The organism is Bacteroides sp. Phil13, from assembly GCF_001940965.1.
Lineage (GTDB): Bacteria > Bacteroidota > Bacteroidia > Bacteroidales > Bacteroidaceae > Bacteroides > Bacteroides intestinalis.
In genome coordinates this window covers 346,282-364,562 of record NZ_MSHA01000103.1, presented here as the reverse complement: position 1 = coordinate 364,562, position 18,281 = coordinate 346,282, and the positions used below count along the sequence as shown (strand labels likewise).

The 18,281-nt window shown below is 43.0% G+C and carries 15 protein-coding genes; 9 read left to right on the top strand and 6 right to left on the bottom strand.

From position 1 onward, the window contains the following. Window positions 1–20: 20 nt before the first annotated feature. The 4 genes from BWI44_RS21510 (at window position 21) to BWI44_RS21495 (ending at window position 5,995) form a co-directional block, all read left to right on the top strand. A complete protein-coding gene (locus BWI44_RS21510) occupies window positions 21–2,006 on the top strand; it encodes a SusD/RagB family nutrient-binding outer membrane lipoprotein (RefSeq protein WP_044534235.1) in 1,986 nt (661 codons plus the stop codon). A 391-nt stretch (window positions 2,007–2,397) separates the two neighbouring features. Then, a complete protein-coding gene (locus BWI44_RS21505; RefSeq protein ID WP_044534236.1) occupies window positions 2,398–3,204 on the top strand; it encodes a DUF3805 domain-containing protein in 807 nt (268 codons plus the stop codon). Between the two features lie 45 nt (window positions 3,205–3,249). After that, window positions 3,250–5,127 (top strand): ABC-F family ATP-binding cassette domain-containing protein, encoded by a 1,878-nt coding sequence (locus BWI44_RS21500; RefSeq protein WP_286816377.1) that lies wholly within the window; start codon window positions 3,250–3,252, stop codon window positions 5,125–5,127. Between the two features lie 7 nt (window positions 5,128–5,134). Further along, entirely contained in the window at window positions 5,135–5,995 is an 861-nt protein-coding gene (locus tag BWI44_RS21495; RefSeq protein ID WP_195208154.1) for a histidinol-phosphatase, read from the top strand. Window positions 5,996–6,010: 15 nt separating this feature from the next. Here BWI44_RS21495 and BWI44_RS21490 read toward each other — a convergent pair whose 3' ends face one another. The 5 genes from BWI44_RS21490 to BWI44_RS21470 all read right to left on the bottom strand — a co-directional run bounded on the left by BWI44_RS21490 (window position 6,011) and on the right by BWI44_RS21470 (window position 12,656). Continuing rightward, window positions 6,011–6,487 (bottom strand): thioredoxin family protein, encoded by a 477-nt coding sequence (locus BWI44_RS21490; RefSeq protein WP_007664019.1) that lies wholly within the window; start codon window positions 6,485–6,487, stop codon window positions 6,011–6,013. Window positions 6,488–6,499: 12 nt separating this feature from the next. Further along, window positions 6,500–6,796, bottom strand: a complete 297-nt coding sequence (gene trxA / locus BWI44_RS21485; RefSeq protein WP_007664018.1) for a thioredoxin — start codon at window positions 6,794–6,796, stop codon at window positions 6,500–6,502. Between the two features lie 272 nt (window positions 6,797–7,068). Then, the gene (locus tag BWI44_RS21480) at window positions 7,069–9,231 is read right to left on the bottom strand and encodes a S46 family peptidase (RefSeq protein ID WP_115501672.1); all 2,163 of its coding nucleotides are present in this window, start codon (window positions 9,229–9,231) and stop codon (window positions 7,069–7,071) included. 25 nt (window positions 9,232–9,256) lie between these two features. Beyond that, window positions 9,257–11,416 carry a S46 family peptidase gene (locus BWI44_RS21475; RefSeq protein WP_195208153.1) on the bottom strand — a complete coding sequence of 720 codons (2,160 nt, stop codon included), beginning with the start codon at window positions 11,414–11,416 and terminating at the stop codon, window positions 9,257–9,259. Between the two features lie 13 nt (window positions 11,417–11,429). Beyond that, on the bottom strand, window positions 11,430–12,656 hold the full coding sequence (locus BWI44_RS21470; RefSeq protein ID WP_007664013.1) for an anaerobic sulfatase-maturation protein: 1,227 nt from the start codon (window positions 12,654–12,656) through the stop codon (window positions 11,430–11,432). Between the two features lie 212 nt (window positions 12,657–12,868). Between BWI44_RS21470 and BWI44_RS21465 the strand changes: the two genes are divergently transcribed. Then, complete coding sequence (locus tag BWI44_RS21465; protein ID WP_007664011.1) at window positions 12,869–13,603, top strand: DUF4369 domain-containing protein; 735 nt, start codon at window positions 12,869–12,871, stop codon at window positions 13,601–13,603. Here the strand turns inward: BWI44_RS21465 and BWI44_RS21460 are convergent. Next, window positions 13,597–14,349, bottom strand: a complete 753-nt coding sequence (locus BWI44_RS21460) for a lysophospholipid acyltransferase family protein (protein WP_007664008.1) — start codon at window positions 14,347–14,349, stop codon at window positions 13,597–13,599. The two genes, BWI44_RS21465 and BWI44_RS21460, sit on opposite strands and share 7 nt — an antisense overlap. 796 nt (window positions 14,350–15,145) lie before the next feature. Here BWI44_RS21460 and BWI44_RS21455 point away from each other — a divergent pair. The 4 genes from BWI44_RS21455 (at window position 15,146) to BWI44_RS21440 (ending at window position 18,280) form a co-directional block, all read left to right on the top strand. Continuing rightward, on the top strand, window positions 15,146–16,285 hold the full coding sequence (locus BWI44_RS21455) for a hypothetical protein (protein ID WP_229036257.1): 1,140 nt from the start codon (window positions 15,146–15,148) through the stop codon (window positions 16,283–16,285). Between the two features lie 152 nt (window positions 16,286–16,437). Then, window positions 16,438–16,677, top strand: coding sequence for an NVEALA domain-containing protein (locus BWI44_RS21450; protein WP_138291156.1), 240 nt, complete (start codon window positions 16,438–16,440; stop codon window positions 16,675–16,677). Then, window positions 16,652–17,719, top strand: coding sequence for a BF3164 family lipoprotein (locus BWI44_RS21445; RefSeq protein ID WP_195209968.1), 1,068 nt, complete (start codon window positions 16,652–16,654; stop codon window positions 17,717–17,719). Before BWI44_RS21450 ends, BWI44_RS21445 begins: the two co-directional genes overlap by 26 nt. Before the next feature lie 264 nt (window positions 17,720–17,983). Then, on the top strand, window positions 17,984–18,280 hold the full coding sequence (locus BWI44_RS21440; protein WP_138291154.1) for an NVEALA domain-containing protein: 297 nt from the start codon (window positions 17,984–17,986) through the stop codon (window positions 18,278–18,280). The last annotated feature ends 1 nt before the right edge of the window (window position 18,281 follow it).

The following is an 18,281-nucleotide window of genomic DNA, read 5'->3' as shown; positions in this document are numbered from 1 at the left end:
ACTGCAAAAAATTGAAGACTATGAAGTATTTTAAATATATAGCACTGGGGTGTATGCTTACTTTAAGCACAACATCCTGTGAGGAGTGGCTGGATGTTAATGTCGATCCGGATTCTCCCAATAATGAAAGCGCTTTGGTTTCGAATCGTTTACCTTGGATTCAGAAATTTTATATGTATAGTGCCGGTACTGTGAATATGCGTACAGCTTGTCAGGCGGGTGTTTTTTATAGTAATAATGGTAATAACAATAAGTTGAGTGTCACATGGGCATGCCCGTCAGGTACCACCACCACTCCTTACCAGACTTGGTTTGTGGAGACTGCTGCCAATCTGAATGATTTGTATAAGAAGGCAGAACAGGAAGGAGCCTATCACTACATGGCCGCAGCCGATGTATTCCATGCCTTGGGATTTATGGAAATGCTCGACCTGTATGGCGAGATACCTTATACAGAGGCATTAGGTGCTTCACCGAGTCCTGCCTATGATGATGGGAAAACAATCTTTAATGGATGTATTGCCAAATTGGATGAGGCCATTGAACTTTTTGGAAGGGCTCAGGAAACTTCAGCTACCAGATTGATAGATGGGGATATGTGGAATGCTGGTGATGTCCAGAAGTGGTTAAAGCTTTGCTATGGTTTGAAAGCTCGCTATTTATTGAAGCTTTCCAAAAAAGCAGATTTGTTTAATCCGGATGCTATTTTAGAATGTTTGTCGAAAGCTCCTCAATCAAACAGCGATAATATATTAGTTAAATGCTATAATAGCTCTTCGGATGTAACAGATTATCTGCTTCAGGATCCTGTGATGACTAATTCCAATTGGAATGTTGCTGCTTACGGTTCCAACCAGAGGCTTTCGAAATACTATTATGATTTGCTGACCAATATGCGTGGGGCAGGCACGGTAGATCCCCGTATGACTAAAATCGTACCGGCTGCCATGTGTAATATTAAACTAAATGCAGATGGTAAGGTACAGTCCTATGACTGGTTACGTTCTGTGGGTGTCGATTTCTATGGAGAATCGGCTCGTTTGACTGCTGGAGGAGAACTCTCTATCCAATCTCCTGTTTACGCTGATGCCGATAAGGATATTTCGTATGAGATTGCGGATGCAAGCAAGCGTAACGAATTTATTGCATCGTTGAAAGGTAAGAAGTATACAGTGGATGGCAATAAGGTTATTGTGACTTATCCTAAAGGTTCTCCTTATGTGAATAGTACTAACTATATATATGCAGGGGATACGATCTATGTAAATTTGCGTAACAACTCCTGTCTTACAGGCATGGGTGGGCAAGGTGAAATGGATATGTATTGGTATTTCCAGACTACGGCTGCTGTATCTGCCGGTGCTGTTGGCTCTACGGGGTCGTTCCAGATACGTCCTAATTCGGACTTTGAAGTTTTAACTTATCATGAAATGTGTTTTATTAAGTCTGAGGTTTATATGCGTAAAGGTGATAAAACGAAAGCTCTTGCTGCTTATAAAGAAGGCATTAAAGTTCACATAGATATGATGCAGACAAAATTGGAAGAGTGGAAAGCTGCCGGTTATGATAATAAGGATATGTGGCCGATGGACAACAGTGAGATTGCTGCTTATATGGCGAGTGACGCTGTTTGCCAGGATGAAGGCAGTCTGACTATGGCCGACATTATGTTACAAAAGTACTTAGCAATGGGATGCAGTGCTGAAAATTGGAATGATATGCGTCGTTTTAATTACAGTGCCGGTAATATCGGTAATTTCGGTGTTGTATATCCCGGTTATCAGCGTGGACCGCTATTTGCCGGACAGGCGGAAATAACCGGAACTTCACCTACTGACCCCATGTACTGGATGCGTCGTTGGAGGTTGCCCGCCACGTTGGAATTACAGTATAATGCAACGAATGCCGGAGCTGCCAACTCAAAGGCTTTTGAAACAAATATTTGGTGCTATCCTATTTGGTGGGATTGTGCTACAGACGATGAATATTACGGTTATATTAGATAGCCGCTAATATAATGAAGACAGTAAGAGTCTTCATTCATAAATGATGATTGAAGCAGCTGGTTCGTGAGAATCGGCTGTTTTTTTGCTGTACTGGTCTATAAAATTCCTTTGTTTATAGAATGTTATTTTAAATATCTTAAAATATTGGGAACTGATGTATTTCATTGATTATCTTTGCGCTCGAAAACAAGAATATGATTTTCATTGAAATTTGATAGAGATTTAATAAGATATTGAAGACTATAATGGTCTTCATTCATAGATGATGATTGGGACAGTCGGTTCGTGAGAATCGGCTGTTTTTTGTTTCTGTTTGTTTGCATATCAACGGCGGTAGTGTTACTTTTGCCGGACGAGGTCAGGTGGCCTCGTTTTTAACCTCTGAATAACAATGGCACAAAGCAAGAAGTTTATCTCTCCGGGGGCATGGTTTTCCATGATGTATCCCGCAGACTGGAATGAATTTGAAGATGGAGAAGGCTCTTTTCTCTTCTATAATCCTAATGAATGGACCGGAAATTTCCGTATCTCTGCATACAAAGGCAGTGCGACGTATGCCAGGGAAGTAATCCGGCAGGAACTGAAAGACAATCCTTCGGCTGTTTCCGTAAGGATAGGAAATATGGAATGTGCTTACAGTAAAGAGATGTTTGAGGAAGATGGAGCTTATTATACTTCCCACCTTTGGATTACTGGTATGGGCGATGTTGCTTTCGAATGTTCTTTTACTGTCAGTAAGGGTTCATCTGCGGCAGAAGCCGAGGCGGTTATTGCTTCATTGGAAATACGCAAAGAGGGAGTGAAATATCCGGAAGAGATTATTCCTGTCCGTTTGTCCGAAATCTATCAGATTAATGAAGCTTTTGAGTGGGTGACAACCACTGTGAAGGAGCAACTGAAAAAAGACTTCCAGGGAATGGAAGAAGATTTGGACAGTATGCAGCAGATCATCGATGGTGGAACTATCGGGCCGAAGAAGAAAGAAGCGTGGCTCTCTTTCGGTATTGTCATCTGTGTGATTCTTGCCAATGAAGTAGATGGCCTGGAGTGGATGACCCTGATAGATGGTAATCGTGAAGCTCCTGTGCTACAGAATCTTATTACCGGAGAATGGATTGACCCCATGAAATTAGTGTGGAGCAAAGTGAAGGCAGGGGAGCCTTGCAACTTGGCAGAAACCTATAAAGCCTTGCTCTGATTATCCGCCCACCAACTATAAATTATAAATCATAAATCTTAAATTGTGATTAGTTATCTTCAGATAGAGAATTTGACCAAATCGTTTGGTGATTTGGTATTGCTTGAGAATGTTGCTCTTGGTGTAGCAGAAGGACAACGTATCGGATTGATTGCCAAGAATGGTAGCGGTAAAACTACCTTACTGAATATCATTGCCGGAAAAGAGGGATATGACAGTGGGAATATATCTTTCCGCCGTGACCTCCGGGTGGGGTATTTGGAACAAGACCCGCAATATCCGGAAAACCTGACTGTATTGGAAGCCTGTTTTCATCATGGCAACAGTACTGTAGAACTGATTAAGGAATACGAACGTTGCATGGAGACGGAAGGGCATCCGGGACTCGATGAAATCCTGATACGCATGGACCATGAAAAAGCATGGGATTATGAGCAGAAGGCCAAGCAAATTCTGTCTCAATTGAAGATACGTAATTTCGACCAGCAAGTAAAGCACCTTTCCGGTGGTCAGCTGAAGCGTGTGGCACTTGCCAATACCCTTATCACTGAACCGGATTTTCTGATTCTGGATGAGCCTACCAACCACCTCGATCTTGATATGACTGAATGGCTGGAAGATTATTTGCGCCGCACCAACCTCAGCCTGCTTATGGTGACGCACGACCGCTATTTTCTGGATCGTGTCTGCACCGAAATCATTGAAATAGACAATCGTCAGATTTATCAATACAAAGGAAACTATAGTTATTATCTGGAGAAACGGCAGGAACGCATTGATGCAACGAATGTCGAGATCACCCGCGCCAACAACCTGTATCGTACAGAACTGGAATGGATGCGCCGTATGCCGCAAGCCCGCGGACATAAAGCCCGCTATCGTGAAGAGGCTTTCTACGAATTGGAGAAAGTAGCCAAGCAGCGTTTCAATAACGACAATGTGAAGCTGGATGTGAAAGCGTCCTATATCGGCAGTAAGATATTCGAGGCGGACCATGTGTACAAATCATTCGGTGACCTGAAGATATTGGAAGATTTCTCTTATATCTTTGCCCGTTATGAAAAGATGGGTATTGTGGGAAATAATGGTACCGGTAAATCTACTTTTATCAAAATCCTGATGGGAGAAGTAAAGGCAGACAGTGGGACAATCGATATTGGTGAGACGGTGCGTTTCGGTTATTACTCGCAGGATGGCTTGCAGTTTGATGAACAGATGAAGGTCATTGATGTGGTGCAGGATATTGCCGAAGTCATAGAAATGGGTAATGGCAAGAAGCTGACTGCTTCCCAATTTCTGCAGCATTTCCTTTTCACCCCCGAAACCCAACATAGCTATGTCTATAAATTGAGTGGTGGAGAACGCCGCCGCCTGTACTTGTGTACGGTACTGATGCGCAATCCTAACTTCCTTGTATTGGATGAGCCTACCAACGACTTGGATATTATCACTCTGAATGTGCTGGAAGAGTATTTGCAGAATTTCAAGGGCTGTGTGATTGTGGTTAGCCATGACCGTTACTTTATGGATAAAGTCGTAGACCACTTGTTGGTGTTCAATGGGCAGGCGGACATTCGTGATTTCCCCGGAAACTATACGCAGTATCGTAGCTGGAAAGAAGAAAAAGCCCGCCAAGAGAAAGAAAAAGAGAAAGAGGCTGCTAAACCGCAGGAAGACAAAACTTCTAAAGTACGTCTGAATGAAAAGCGACGGATGTCCTTTAAGGAGAAGAGAGAGTTCGAACAGCTGGAACAGGAAATTGCTGCCTTGGAAGAAGAAAAGGCCAGTATTGAAACTGCTTTATGCAGTGGTACCCTGTCTGTAGACGAGCTGACAGAGAAATCCAAACGTCTGCCTGAGGTAACCGATCTGATTGATGAGAAGACCATGCGTTGGCTGGAACTTAGTGAGATAGAAGAATGATAAGATTATGAGCAATAGAACTGGAAATTTAACTAACTATCATAGTCATAGCTTGTATTGTGACGGACGTGCTAATATGGAAGACTTCATCCGCTTTGCCCTGAGCGAAGGATTTACGTCTTACGGCTTTTCATCTCATGCCCCGTTGCCGTTCCCTACTGCCTGGACCATGGAGTGGGATTGCATGGATGATTACTTGACAGAATTTCGTCGGCTGAAAGCTAAATATGCCGGACAGATAGAATTGTATATAGGTTTGGAGATCGACTATCTGAATGAAGAAAGTAATCCTTCTGTTGCTCGTTTCCGAGAATTGCCATTGGATTATCGCATTGGCTCGGTACACCTGCTTTACAATGATAAAGGAGAGGTTGTGGATGTAGATGTTACAGCGGATAAATTCCGTAAACTGGTGGACGAAGAGTTCGGAGGTAATTTGGTACGAGTGGTACATCTCTATTACGAACGCCTGATGCGTATGGTAGAATTAGGTGGATTTGACGTTGTGGGGCATGCCGATAAAATGCATTATAATGCTGCTGCTTACCGTCCCGGTCTGCTGGATGAGCCTTGGTACGATGATTTGATACAAGAATATTTGGATGCCATTGCCCGTAGGGGGTATATTGTAGAGGTCAATACGAAATCATATCTTGAATTGGGTACTTTCTATCCCAACGAACGCTACTTCCCTGTATTGCTGGAGAAGGGGATCCGCGTGCAGGTGAACAGTGATTCCCATTACCCGGAGCGTATAAACAACGGACGCCTGCAAGCCTTGGCGGTCCTGCAAGCGTCCGGTTATCACACTGTCACGGAGATGTACAATAATGAGTGGAAAGATATGCCTCTCATCATTCATACATGACTCCTGTGACTTTTACTATTTCTTTTTCAATAAAAAATCTTCAATGGCTTTTTGATAGGTAGCTTTATCTGCTGCACCGCGGAAAAGCTGCGGTTCTCCTTCCATCGGAATGAAGACAAAGAGAGGAATACTGCTTGCATTGAATAATGCGGCAAGTTCGCGTTCCTTATCCACATTTACCTTGTAAATCACGATCTTGCCGGCGTATTCTTTTGCCAGTTCCTTCATGATCGGTGCTGTCATACGACAGGGACCACACCAGTCGGCATACAAGTCAATGATGGCAGGTTTATCACCTTTATATTTCCAATCCTGGGATTTCCCATAGTCGAATACATCCTTAATGAACATATCCTTGTTCATTACGATGACCTCCCCGCTCTTAGCTTCCTTTTTTTCCGGTTCTTTTTGCTGTGCCTGAGCCTTGTCTGTGCAGGCATACGTCAGTACACTTGCAAATAGCAGAATGGCAACTGTTAAGATTTTCTTCATGTTTTTTATTTCTTATGAATTTTGTTCGATGACAGTTTTCAGTTCGCTGCCTTTGATTACTCCGGAATGGCGCCAAACAGCTTCCCCTTTCTTGAATATAATAAAAGTAGGTACTGCCTGTATGCGATACTTGGCAGCCAGTTCTTCGTGCTGGTCAACATCGATTTTTACGATGCGGGCAGCTTCACCAATTTGACCTTTCAACTCTTCCAATACAGGGTGCATAGCCTTACATGGACCACACCAGGTAGCAAAGAAATCTACTAAAACGGGTTTTTCTGACTGTATAAGTTCTTCAAATTTTTCCATAATCTTTTCCTTTCTGTTAGTACTACAAGTTTTTTTATTACTACAAAATTAGTGTTATTGTCTGTAGTTAGAAACAGTTTCGGATATGTATTGTTCACGCCCTTTTATCCTTTATGGCCGTTTTGAGCATATTTTGGCTATTTTTTAGAATACTTGTTATAATGAAACATTTTCCTATGGAAATGATTTCTTAAAAGAAACACCCCTACAGGTACTATGCAGATACTTGTAGGGGTGAATTATCGGAAGTCCGTAGGGACTTTTAGTTGCTTTTATTCCGCAATCGTCAATTCCTTAATGATGTGTGAAGCTCCGGCATACTTCTCTATGATGAATAAAGTATAGCGGATATCTACACAGGCGGCACGTTGTGATGAGGGGCGGAAAGCGATGTCTCCTGTAAGCCCTTCATAATTACGGTCGAAACCTGTACCGATCAGTTCACCTTTGGCATTGAATACCGGACTGCCGGAGTTACCACCGGTATTATCCGTGTTCACGATGAAACAGATAGGCATTTCACCGTTCGGCATGGCATAGCGACCGAAGTCTTTTGCCTGATACAACTGTTTCAGTTTTGCAGGAATCACGAATTCCCAGTTATTGGGATCTTCCTTTTCCATGGCACCTTTGAGTGTGGTGTAATAGCCATATTCCACTCCGTCCGCAGGTTCATACGGTAACACTTGTCCGTAAGTGAGACGCAGGGTAGAGTTGGCGTCCGGATAGATCGGAGTGCCTGCACTGCGTTTCATATCCATCATTCCCTTTACCCACACTTTATGTGCGGCATTATAGTTCTTGTTGGCCTCTGCCATGGCGATGGCGGTCTGCAACAAACCATCGGTGATGGAATGCTTGAACAACACCATCCAGTCGAAGCCCAGTTTATAAGAGCCCGGCTTGCGGATAAACTTCTCGAAGTTCTCTTTATTACCAAAAATAGAGTGGTCGAAGCAAGCGTCCACAAAAGCATCACTATTCCCCTTGAAACGCTTATCGATCACTTCAAAGATACTGATACGTTGTTCTGCGGGGATATATTGCATGTAAGTCTGCAGCATTTTTTTGGCAACAATACGTTCCACTTCGGGGAAAGGTACGGAGGCAAAATACTTGTCTGCGGCAATCTTCAAGCTATCTGTGGCAGTTTTAATCTGCGCTTTGTCTTTGTTCTTCAAAGCAGCCAGCATGGCAGAAGTATTAGGAATGCGCATGAAGTCCAATCCCGTTACCAATGCTTCCTGAATGGCTTGCTGGTGATAAAGGGCAGGGCGGCGATGCGCGACGATGTCCCGTATCTGGTCGAATGCTTTCTGATAAGAGTCGTCACCCTGTTCGCGTCCGCGGGCGAGGAGTTGCTCCTGTTGTGCCCGTTTAGTATCCAGCACTTTCAGGCGGACAAGTCCTTCGTTCATACCGATGGCATTCTTCCAATAGTTGGCAGATGAAGCATACTTGCTGGCGTAGTGAATACGTACGGCGGGGTCTTTCTGCATCTGTTCCATTAATGCTTCTTGGCGCACACCGCGTACATGATGGCGCATGAAATTCGTAGTTTCCATACGTTCTTCCACTTCGTCGGAGATCATATAACGCCAGTTGCGTCCGGGGAATCCCATAACGAACGTGAAGTCACCTTCCTTGTAGCCTGCAAGGCTGATCGTAAGGTGTTTCTTTACCTTCAAGGGTACATTATCTTTGGAGTATTCCGCAGGTTTTCCATCCTTATCGGCATAAATGCGGAACAGGGAGAAGTCACCTGTATGGCGCGGCCACATCCAGTTGTCGGTATCTGCACCAAACTTACCTATGGAAGAAGGAGGTGCACCTACCATGCGGATATCACTATACGTAGTCTTGATGAACAGATAGTAACGGTTTCCGCCATAGAAAGCTTTCAGCTCCAGTTTGCGTCCCGGAGTCAGGGCAATGCCTTGTTCGGAAGAAAAACGTTCGGCCACTTCTTTCAGGTACTTGGGAGAGAGATAATTGGTACCATTCGGGTCCGGATCTATCTTCAACTGTTCGTTGACGTAATCAGTCACATCCAGTATCTCATCAATATAAGTGATGGTAAGTCCCTTGCAGGGAAGTTCTTCTTCACGGCTCATGGCCCAGAAACCATCCGTCAGATAGTCGTGTTCCACCGTACTGTGTTGTTGGATAGAACCATAGCCACAGTGGTGGTTGGTCAATACCAATCCTTCGGCAGAGATGACTTCACCTGTACACCCCCCACCGAAGTGGATCACTGCGTCTTTCAGTGCAATGCCGTCGGGGTTATAAATCTGGTTAGCTGGGATTAGTAATCCCAGTTCTGTCATAGCCACTTCGTTCTGCTTCTGCAGGTCGGTCAGCATCCACATACCTTCGTCGGCAATACTCGGAAGGGTGAGAGCTAAAGCCAGTGTTGTTATTAGAGCTTTCTTCATATTGTAATAGGGGGAGATAGATCAGTTATTCAACAATTGTCATTTCATTGATCAGATGCTCGCATCCTCCCAGTTTTTCGAGGATGAACAGTACATAACGGATATCCAGATTGATGCAACGTTGCAAGTTGTTATCGAAATTGATGTCACCACTCAGAGACTCCCAGTTACCGTCGAAAGCACATCCGATCAGTTCACCGTTTGCATTCAGTACAGGGCTACCGGAGTTACCACCGGTAATATCGTTCGTGCTCAGGAAGCAAACCGGCATATCACCGTTCGGCAATGCATAGCGTCCGAAATCCTTCTTCTGAATCAGTTCTTTCAATTTGGCAGGAACTACGAACTCACGGTCTTCGGGGTTTTCTTTTTCCAGAATACCGTCTGTAGTGGTATAGTATTTATAGTGTACGGCATCACGCGGATTGTAAGATTTTACATTTCCGTAGGTCAGACGGATTGTAAAGTTGGCATCCGGATAAGATGGAACAGGCTCTTTCATTTCGCCCAGACCACGGATATATGCTTTGTGCAGCAAGGCCAGTTCTTTGGAAGTGCTGTTCAGATCTTTTGCCAATGCCATCATCTTTTCAATCTTGGCATGTGAATATTGGGTTGCAATATCCTTCTCGATAGCTTTTACCGTAGGTTTCTTTAAGAACTTGTCGAAGTTAGCCTGATTGGCCAGAATGGAGTTGTCATACATAGCATCGATGTATGCATTGTAATCACCTTTGAATTCCTTTTCGATAGTCTGATAGAAAGCCGGACGCTGTTCTGCCGGAATGATTTCAGCATATACCGGGAAGATAGCTTTAGCCACTTTACGGTCTACTTCATGGTCGTAGTCTTTGTTGTGGATATCAGCAAAAACTTCTTTCAACTGTTCTATGGATTTATTGATCAGAGAGTCATTCTTTTCTTCCAGACCTTTTTTCAGGTTGTCCATAACCATGTACGGGCTACCGAATTCAATGGCGCCGCTGAATGCTTCCATCAGATAATAATACTGAGTGGTTAATGGCATCGTTTGGTTTACAATGGCATCGATCTTCTCTACTACACCTTCGTATTCCGGCTTGCCTTTGGCAAATTCTGCGAATCTTTTCTCTTGTTCTGCTTTCGTACCCAGCACATCATTATCAATGATCGCTTTGTTCATGCCGATAGAATTTTTCCAGTAGTTGCTGCTGCCGGCATATTTGTTGGCATATTGTATGCGAGTCTTATCACTGGCAGCCATCACTTCTTTCAGTACGGCAAGACGTGCGCCACGGATGGTGATACGTGGCTGGTTCTGTGCCTCCATACGTTCTTTTACTTCCGATACGGTGAGGTAGCGGCTTGTGCTTCCGGGGAACCCCATAATCATGGCATAATCACCTTCCTCCAGCCCCTTGATTGAGATGGGCAGGTATTTCGGAGTTTTCAGGGGCACGTTTGATGCTGAATATTCTGCGGGATCACCATTAGCGTCAGCATAAATGCGGAACATGGAGAAGTCTCCCGTGTGGCGTGGCCACATCCAGTTGTCCGTCTCTCCACCGAATTTACCGATAGAGGAGGGGGGAGCAGCTACCATGCGTACGTCTGTGTATACTTTCTTGTAGAACAGGTAATATTTGTTACCGGCATAGAATGGCAATGCTTGTACTTCGATGCCCTTCTTGTCCTTCAGATCGCTTTTTTCGAATAATTCCTTAGCCAGTTTGTTGAGGAACGGGCGAGTCATTGCATTCACTTCCGTCACTTCGCCGGCAGCGATTTTCTGGTTTACGATGTCCGTGATATCTTCAATACGGTCCACGAACTGGAACTTCAATCCCGGAGTAGGCAATTCCTCGCTACGGTTTTTAGCCCAGAAACCATCTGTCAGATAGTCGTGTTCCACACTACTGTGTTGTTGGATAGAAGCATAGCCACAGTGGTGGTTAGTCAGGATCAGACCTTCCGGTGAGATAATCTCACCCGTACAGCCTCCTCCGAAGATACCTACCGCATCTTTCAGTGAGACTCCGCCCGGATTGTACAAGTCGTCTGCTTCCAGTTTCAGCCCTTGCTTTTTCATTAACTCAATGGAGTTCTGCTGTTTCATCAACTGCAACAACCACATTCCTTCGTCGGCACGCATTGCAGAACCGAACGCCAGCGCAGAGAGCGCCACTAAATAGGTCTTAATTTTCATTCTTACTTGATTATTATGATTTTGTTTTTATGAAATCCATCACATTGGCAGGCGGGCGCTGATTCATCAGCTCGTTCTTCATGAAGTCCATATACGGAGCCACATGACTGAAGAAACGGTGATACCCTTTACATAGATAGTTCAATCCCGGTTCTCCGCTTGCCGTCCGTGCAAAACGGTTCTTGGGACATTCGCCGTTGCAGGCAAACAGCCACTCACATTCACGGCACTGAGTGGGCAATGATTGCTGTTTCATCTGCCCGAAAGCCTGTTGCTTTTCACTGTACATCATTTCCACCAGTGTCTTCTGGTAAATGTTTCCCAACTTATATTCGGGGAATACAAAATGGTCGCAGGAATATACATCTCCGTTGAATTCCATTACTCCGGCATGCCCGCAGGTCTTTGCCATGGTGCATACCCCCGGCTGTTCGCCTATCCAGTTTGCCAGGGTAGAGTCAAACAACTGAATGTAATATGTGCCTACATCCTTTTTCACCCATTCGTCGAAGAGAGTACAGAGGAAATTGCCCCATTGTTCCGGGCTGACGGAGAAGTCCGCCAGTTCGGCCACCTCTTCCCGGTCGGCGAGTGAGGCGAGGTGTCGTCCGTCCTGATGTCCGAATACTCGCTCTACGATGGGGGCAAACTGTATGTAGTGGCAGCCTATTTCCTTGAAGAAGTTGTAAAATTCCAGCGGATAATCGGCATTGTAGTCATTCACTACCGCCATTCCGTTCCATTCTACACCATGCTTCTTCAATAAATTGATGCCTTGCATCACCTTTACGAAAGAGGGCTTTCCCTGCTTGTTTTTTCGATATTCGTCATGAAACTCCTGCGGCCCGTCGATAGAAACTCCCACCAGCCAGTTGTTTTCACGGAAGAATTCGCACCATTCATCCGTCAGCATGGTTCCGTTGGTTTGTATGCTGTTGTCTATGGTGCGTCCGCGTGCATATTTCTTTTGCAGCTCCATCGCCTTTTTGTAGAAAGACAACGGGCGCATCAGGGTTTCCCCGCCATGCCAGGTGAACATTACCTGCGGCATGGTTTGCGAATTAATATACTCTTCAATAAATTTTTCCAGCAACTCTTCGCTCATTACATGCTTGGGGTTGTTCTGGTATAGTTTGCTCTTTTCCAGGTAGTAACAGTAGTCGCATGCAAGGTTGCAAACGGCCCCTACCGGTTTCAGCATGACGTAGAGTGGCTTGGCAAAAGGAGCATAAGTTGACATAGGAGACTATCTTGTTTCAGTAATAGGGTTTACATTTTGTTACTTATCACTGCAAAAATAAGTAAACTAAATGAAATATCCTTTCTTTTCTCCCTCCTTATAAGGATTATTAATGGAAAAAAGAGAGCAAAATTTAAATATTGATAAAAAGTTTCTTTACAGCGCGAATAGGTTGTACCTTTGTATCGTATTTCTTAAAAATCGTTTCCTGCATGATTAGAATGAATGTGAACCGTATTTTGCCCTTAATGCTTTTGCTCGTGCTTTTTGCTTCGTGCAGTCGCAAGTATAAAGTGGAGGGTGTGTCATCGGTGACCAGTCTCGACGGTAAGATGTTATACCTGAAAACGCTCCGCGACGGGCAATGGATAACAATTGACTCTGCCGAAGTGGTACACGGTTTGTTCTCAACGAGTGGCCCGTCAGACTCTGTAATGATGGTGACGCTCTACATGAATGATGAGGCTATCATGCCTCTTGTACTTGAGAACGGTAAAGTTGAAGTCTCCATATCCAACTCTCAACTCACCGCTAAAGGTACACCGCTAAACAATGCTTTGTATGAATTCATCGAAAAGCGCAATGCGCTTGAGCTGAAGATTGAAGAACTGGAAAAGAAAGAGGCACGTATGGTTCTGGATGGCGCCGCATTGGATGACATCCATGAGCAACTGACTCAGGAGGGAGAGGCCTTGATAAAAGAAATGAATGACTATATAAAGGAGTTTATTTCTGCCAATTATGAGAATGTCCTTGGTCCCAGTGTATTCATGATGATGTGCAGCACGCTGCCTTATCCCATCATGACCCCACAGATAGAGGATATTATCCGTACGGCTCCCCAGTCTTTCAAGAGTACTCCTTTGGTGAGGGAATTCCTCGATAAAGCCAAAGAGAATATGAAATTAATAGAGGAACATCAACGCATGGAGGAGAGCAATCACTGATCCTCGTTTTTCACCATTCCCTTGTATTCTTCCGGTAAAGCACTTTCTACGGCGGCGTAGGCTTCGGCCATCGTCGCCTTGATGTTTTCTATACCTTGCCCTTTGGGTGGGATAGGGTCGTGAATGGTCAGTATCATGCGATGGCGATGTATCCACTTACCGGTGCGGGGTAGGATTTGGAATGAGCCGTCGATAGTGACAGGTACTACTTCCAATTGCAATTCGTCTGCCAACTGGAAAGCGCCTTTCTTGAAGTATCCCATGTGTCCTGTAAAAGTACGTGCTCCTTCCGGGAATACCACCAATGATACGCCATCTTTCAGTGACGCCTTTGCCTGACGAATGGTTTCCAGTACTTTCTTAGGGCCTGAACGGTCGACAAAGATGTGTCCTGCGCTTTCACAGGCTTTTCCTACGAAAGGTAATTTCCGCAGGCTCTTCTTCATCATCCACTTGAAGTTGCGTCCCAGGAATCCGTAGATCAGGAAGATGTCGAATGCACCCTGATGGTTGGGCACGAATACGTACGATGTATGTTTATGTATCTTTTCCCGACCGCGCACCTTAACAGGGATCAGCAGGAAAACGCAAATTAGTTGTGACCATATTTTTCCGGGATAATATCCCCAGATGTGTGCACCGCCTATCAGTGAGCCGACAATCGTGACCAAGGCCGTAAGAATAGTCAATACCAGCAGAATTGGCAATGCAAAACATATTTGGTAGATATAATAGAATATCTTCATAGGTGTTGGATTTTTATTGCTGCAAAGATATATATTTTGATTTAGATATACTACCCGGCAATGGCACTTTTAATGGTACATACAATGAACTAAATGCAATAGCTAACTCCGTTCTTAGGCATTCCTATGCTTTTTCCCTTCCAACGGTTAGCCTTTTCCATCCGAACGTTTATTCTTTCCACCGTGGAGTTTCTTTCTTTCCACCATGGTGGAAAGAAAGTTTCCCCGTGATGGAAAGCAACTTTCTCCATGGTGGAAAGAATAAGTACCTACTACAATTTTCCTTAACCGTCGCAGCGAAAAGGGATAAAAGTGGCGATGCAGCGGCTTAATCTCTGAAACTTAATATTATTTATGCGGATCAGGAGTTGGATTGTGTTCATATCCGCATTATCTATTGCTTTTGAATGCTATTTTTCTTGACATGGAATAGAATCACTTCCTTCATTTGGCTAAAATACGGGGCTATAAGTGACCCTGACCCTAAATTGGCCTCTTAGTTTTTTATTTGTAAATTTTTAATATATTGATAATCAGTGGGTAATAGCTGTTTGAAACTCCTGTTTATTAAATTAAATGATGTATGTCTTTCAGGGAATATTAGAGTGTATTCTTTATATTTGCTGGCTGAAAAAACTTTATAACTGTAGTCTGAAAGGGGATTTCTTGAGCGCACATAAATGATGTCTGGCTATATTCAGAAGATGTCTTTAAATCTGTAGTGACTTTGCGGTATAATTGCTTGATGATGGGCTTCTTTTTATGTACTTTTGTGGCATACACATTTATAAATGCCATGAAATACTATAAACAAACATTATACATATTGTGCGGATTGCTGCTGACTACTGTAGGCTTGCTTGTGTACTCGCTGTACCTAAGTGGAGTGGAAAATCAGAGGAAAGATAAAATGACTGCTGAAATGCTGTTGAAGGATGCAGCAACAGCCTGGGTGAGTCAGGAGCTTGAACAACAAAGAGTACCATTTTATTCAGCAGGCGGTAGTAGTGAAGAGAAGATTTCCAAACGTCGCATTGTAACAGCAACAGGAACATTAATTGTAGAGATTGATTCTGTAAAAGAAATAAAGAGATTGCTTTCTTCGGATTTTTTGGCTTCTATGGCTCGTTATTTGCTTATGTCTGGTGTTTCGTCTATTGATGGATTGAATGAGCAATGGCAAAAGAAATTGAATGCGAGTTTACCTCATTATTATTCAGCTTTTGAATTCATACCTCAAATGCCTAATAATGGAGAGAATCTGAAACGAACTCTTGCTGGAAATCCTACCCTTTGTCTGCCTGAAAATAAACTCGGAGATTATTATTTGGATAATATGTACTTTCTTGAAGTGAAAGCCTATTTATCTGTACCGTCTGTGTGGTGGTGTGCAGACTGGAGGCGTATGGATCTTGTTTTATACGTTGGAGGGTTAATATTAGGAATATGCATCTTGGTATTTCTACTTATATATAATAGGAATAGGGTTCCAAATGATAAAGTGGATGTTCTGTCACCCGATGTTCTTGTCCAGCATGATGAATTTTTATTATCTGATGCAATTTTATCTGCTGATACGATTGTATCAGATGATGAGATAGTTTGTAGCCTTGGTAATGCTAAATACCAACTACGTGAGATTCTTTTTGATGAAAAGGAAATGGCCATAACTTATAAAGGGCAGGTGAAACAATGTTCTAAGCAGCCGTATAAGTTATTATCTGCTTTTATCCATGCTAAAGACCATTTTTTGTCGGATGGTAGAATCGCTGAAATTTGTGATTGGAATTTGGATGATATTGGTTTGGAAGGTAAAAGAAAAACTGCTATGTCCAAGCTTCGGGGATTACTTGAAAGTGATAATTCGCGCGTGAATATTGTCCGTATGCGAAATGAAAAAGATGAAGTTGGCTTTGTTTTGTTGGTCACAAAATAAATAAATCCTTAATTTTTAATTAAAAAAGGCGTTTTAAGGGGGTAAGAATTTTCTTACCCCCTTAAGGCGTTATAAAATCAATGAAACATATATGAAATATTTGTGTAATCTTTATATTTGCCACATTGAAAAATCAATAAAAAGTATGATTTATGAAAAACAGAATTAAAAAAAATCTGGTAATTGTATTAATAGTAGTTGCTATTGTAAGTGGATATATTGTAAAAAGTCAGCCATCATTTGAGGTGTCTCATTTATTTTTAGAAAATGTGGAAGCTTTGGCGAGGGGAGAGTATGATGGGGTTTATTGTTTCGGTATTGGAACTGTCGATTGTCCGTTTAATAATATCAAAGTAGATTCTTATTATGTTCCGTATAGCTTACTTTATTAGTATCCTCTTTTTTCTTCTTTCCTGTACTTCCCAATCAACTGTCTCTATAAATAATGGATATGTTGATTTCCCCGAAGTCTGGGAACTAAAGGCAAAGACGATACAATTGGATACAGCCTTGTTCCGTTACCCTTTCCGGGTGCATGCTTGGGACAATAGAGCTGTGGTGCTGGATTTGCATGGAACGGATCATTATTTTCATGCATTCAGTTATCCGGAGTTTCATTATTTGTCTTCCTTTGGTAAGAGGGGAGATACCCCCGAAGAAATGCTTTCGACAGAAAACTTCCGATGGGGTGAAAAATGCTTGTGGACATTGGATGCAAATAAGTCGGAATTAACAGAGTTAGGGTTTGCTTTATCCGGCGACACATTACTTCGCCAAGAAGTGGTGAAGCTGGATAAAGATATCCTCCGGGCTTTAGATTTTATAATATATGAGGACTCCACTTTTATCATTCCTGACTATACAGGCGATAACCGTTTCTGTCAAGTTAGTTCAGAAGGAAAGTTGTTACGGAAGTTCGGGGCAATCCCTTCTGCCAACGAAGAAGCTTTGGCGAACTCCCGTCCTGCATTGGCACAGGCTTGGCGTAGTTTTATTGACTACAACCCTCGTAAGGGTGTGTTGGTTGCTGCTACCCAGTTGGGTGAGGTTCTGGAAATCTATAACTTGAAAGACAGCACGCATGTTGTCTGCATCGGTCCGCATGGCGAACCGGAGTTTCAGGTCGCAGAGGGCTATGGTATACCGACAGGGATTATGGGTTTTGGTGATGTACAAGTGACGGATAATGCTATTTATGCTGTTTTCCAAGGGAAAAGCTTCAAGGATATTATGGAGAGCGCCAAGCAGGGACACAAATTACCGGATGGTGGACAATATATCTATGTATTCAGTCTGAAAGGCGAACCGCTTCGGAAGTATGTCTTAGATCATTATATTCATGGAATTTCGGTAAATGAGCAGAAAGGAATTATCATAGCTACAGATGTGAATAAGGATGAACCGATAATAGAATACAGTATAAACTGTATGTAGAGTGATAGTTAAATTATTAAAGGAGCAGACGGTAAACAACTTGTTGGTGCAATAGAATACCGAATGCTCCGTAACCCCTAAAAATTAGAAGCCTGGCAAAGATATGAATTTTTAAACGAAAACGGAAATTGGGTTCAGCTGTGACGATAGGACAGTATGGACGATGGGCTTAGTAAGATATATTGTATCTTAATTCTCGACTGCATAATAGTGTGCTTGATATTGATGATTGAATGAGTTTTGTTTTTTTTAATAATTTATAGGATGAACAAATTTGTAAAAATTGCTTTTGTTACTGTATTTTCCGCTATTGCTGCTTTTGGCATTTATCAGTCACAAAAGGATGAACTCCAAATATCTGAACTTGTTTTAGCAAATGCTGAGGCGCTGGCGCGGTATGAACTACCGGATGTAACAATAACCTGTAATCAACATGAATATACCTCACCTGGACAATGTTGGAAAGAATTGGGAGATTGTAGAAGGTTGGGACAGTATTATAGAGATTGTGAATTTACAGGTTATCAATATATGTATTGTACTACAATCTGTAACCTTTAAT

Bases quoted from the DNA above. Each gene is read 5' to 3' on its own strand.
- BWI44_RS21510 (WP_044534235.1), top strand. From the start codon at position 21: ATGAAGTATTTTAAATATATAGCACTGGGGTGTATGCTTACTTTAAGC.
- BWI44_RS21505 (WP_044534236.1), top strand. From the start codon at position 2,398: ATGGCACAAAGCAAGAAGTTTATCTCTCCGGGGGCATGGTTTTCCATG.
- BWI44_RS21495 (WP_195208154.1), top strand. From the start codon at position 5,135: ATGAGCAATAGAACTGGAAATTTAACTAACTATCATAGTCATAGCTTG.
- BWI44_RS21490 (WP_007664019.1), bottom strand. From the start codon at position 6,487: ATGAAGAAAATCTTAACAGTTGCCATTCTGCTATTTGCAAGTGTACTG.
- trxA (WP_007664018.1), bottom strand. From the start codon at position 6,796: ATGGAAAAATTTGAAGAACTTATACAGTCAGAAAAACCCGTTTTAGTA.
- BWI44_RS21480 (WP_115501672.1), bottom strand. From the start codon at position 9,231: ATGAAGAAAGCTCTAATAACAACACTGGCTTTAGCTCTCACCCTTCCG.
- BWI44_RS21475 (WP_195208153.1), bottom strand. From the start codon at position 11,416: ATGAAAATTAAGACCTATTTAGTGGCGCTCTCTGCGCTGGCGTTCGGT.
- BWI44_RS21470 (WP_007664013.1), bottom strand. From the start codon at position 12,656: ATGTCAACTTATGCTCCTTTTGCCAAGCCACTCTACGTCATGCTGAAA.
- BWI44_RS21465 (WP_007664011.1), top strand. From the start codon at position 12,869: ATGATTAGAATGAATGTGAACCGTATTTTGCCCTTAATGCTTTTGCTC.
- BWI44_RS21460 (WP_007664008.1), bottom strand. From the start codon at position 14,349: ATGAAGATATTCTATTATATCTACCAAATATGTTTTGCATTGCCAATT.
- BWI44_RS21455 (WP_229036257.1), top strand. From the start codon at position 15,146: ATGAAATACTATAAACAAACATTATACATATTGTGCGGATTGCTGCTG.
- BWI44_RS21450 (WP_138291156.1), top strand. From the start codon at position 16,438: ATGAAAAACAGAATTAAAAAAAATCTGGTAATTGTATTAATAGTAGTT.
- BWI44_RS21445 (WP_195209968.1), top strand. From the start codon at position 16,652: ATGTTCCGTATAGCTTACTTTATTAGTATCCTCTTTTTTCTTCTTTCC.
- BWI44_RS21440 (WP_138291154.1), top strand. From the start codon at position 17,984: ATGAACAAATTTGTAAAAATTGCTTTTGTTACTGTATTTTCCGCTATT.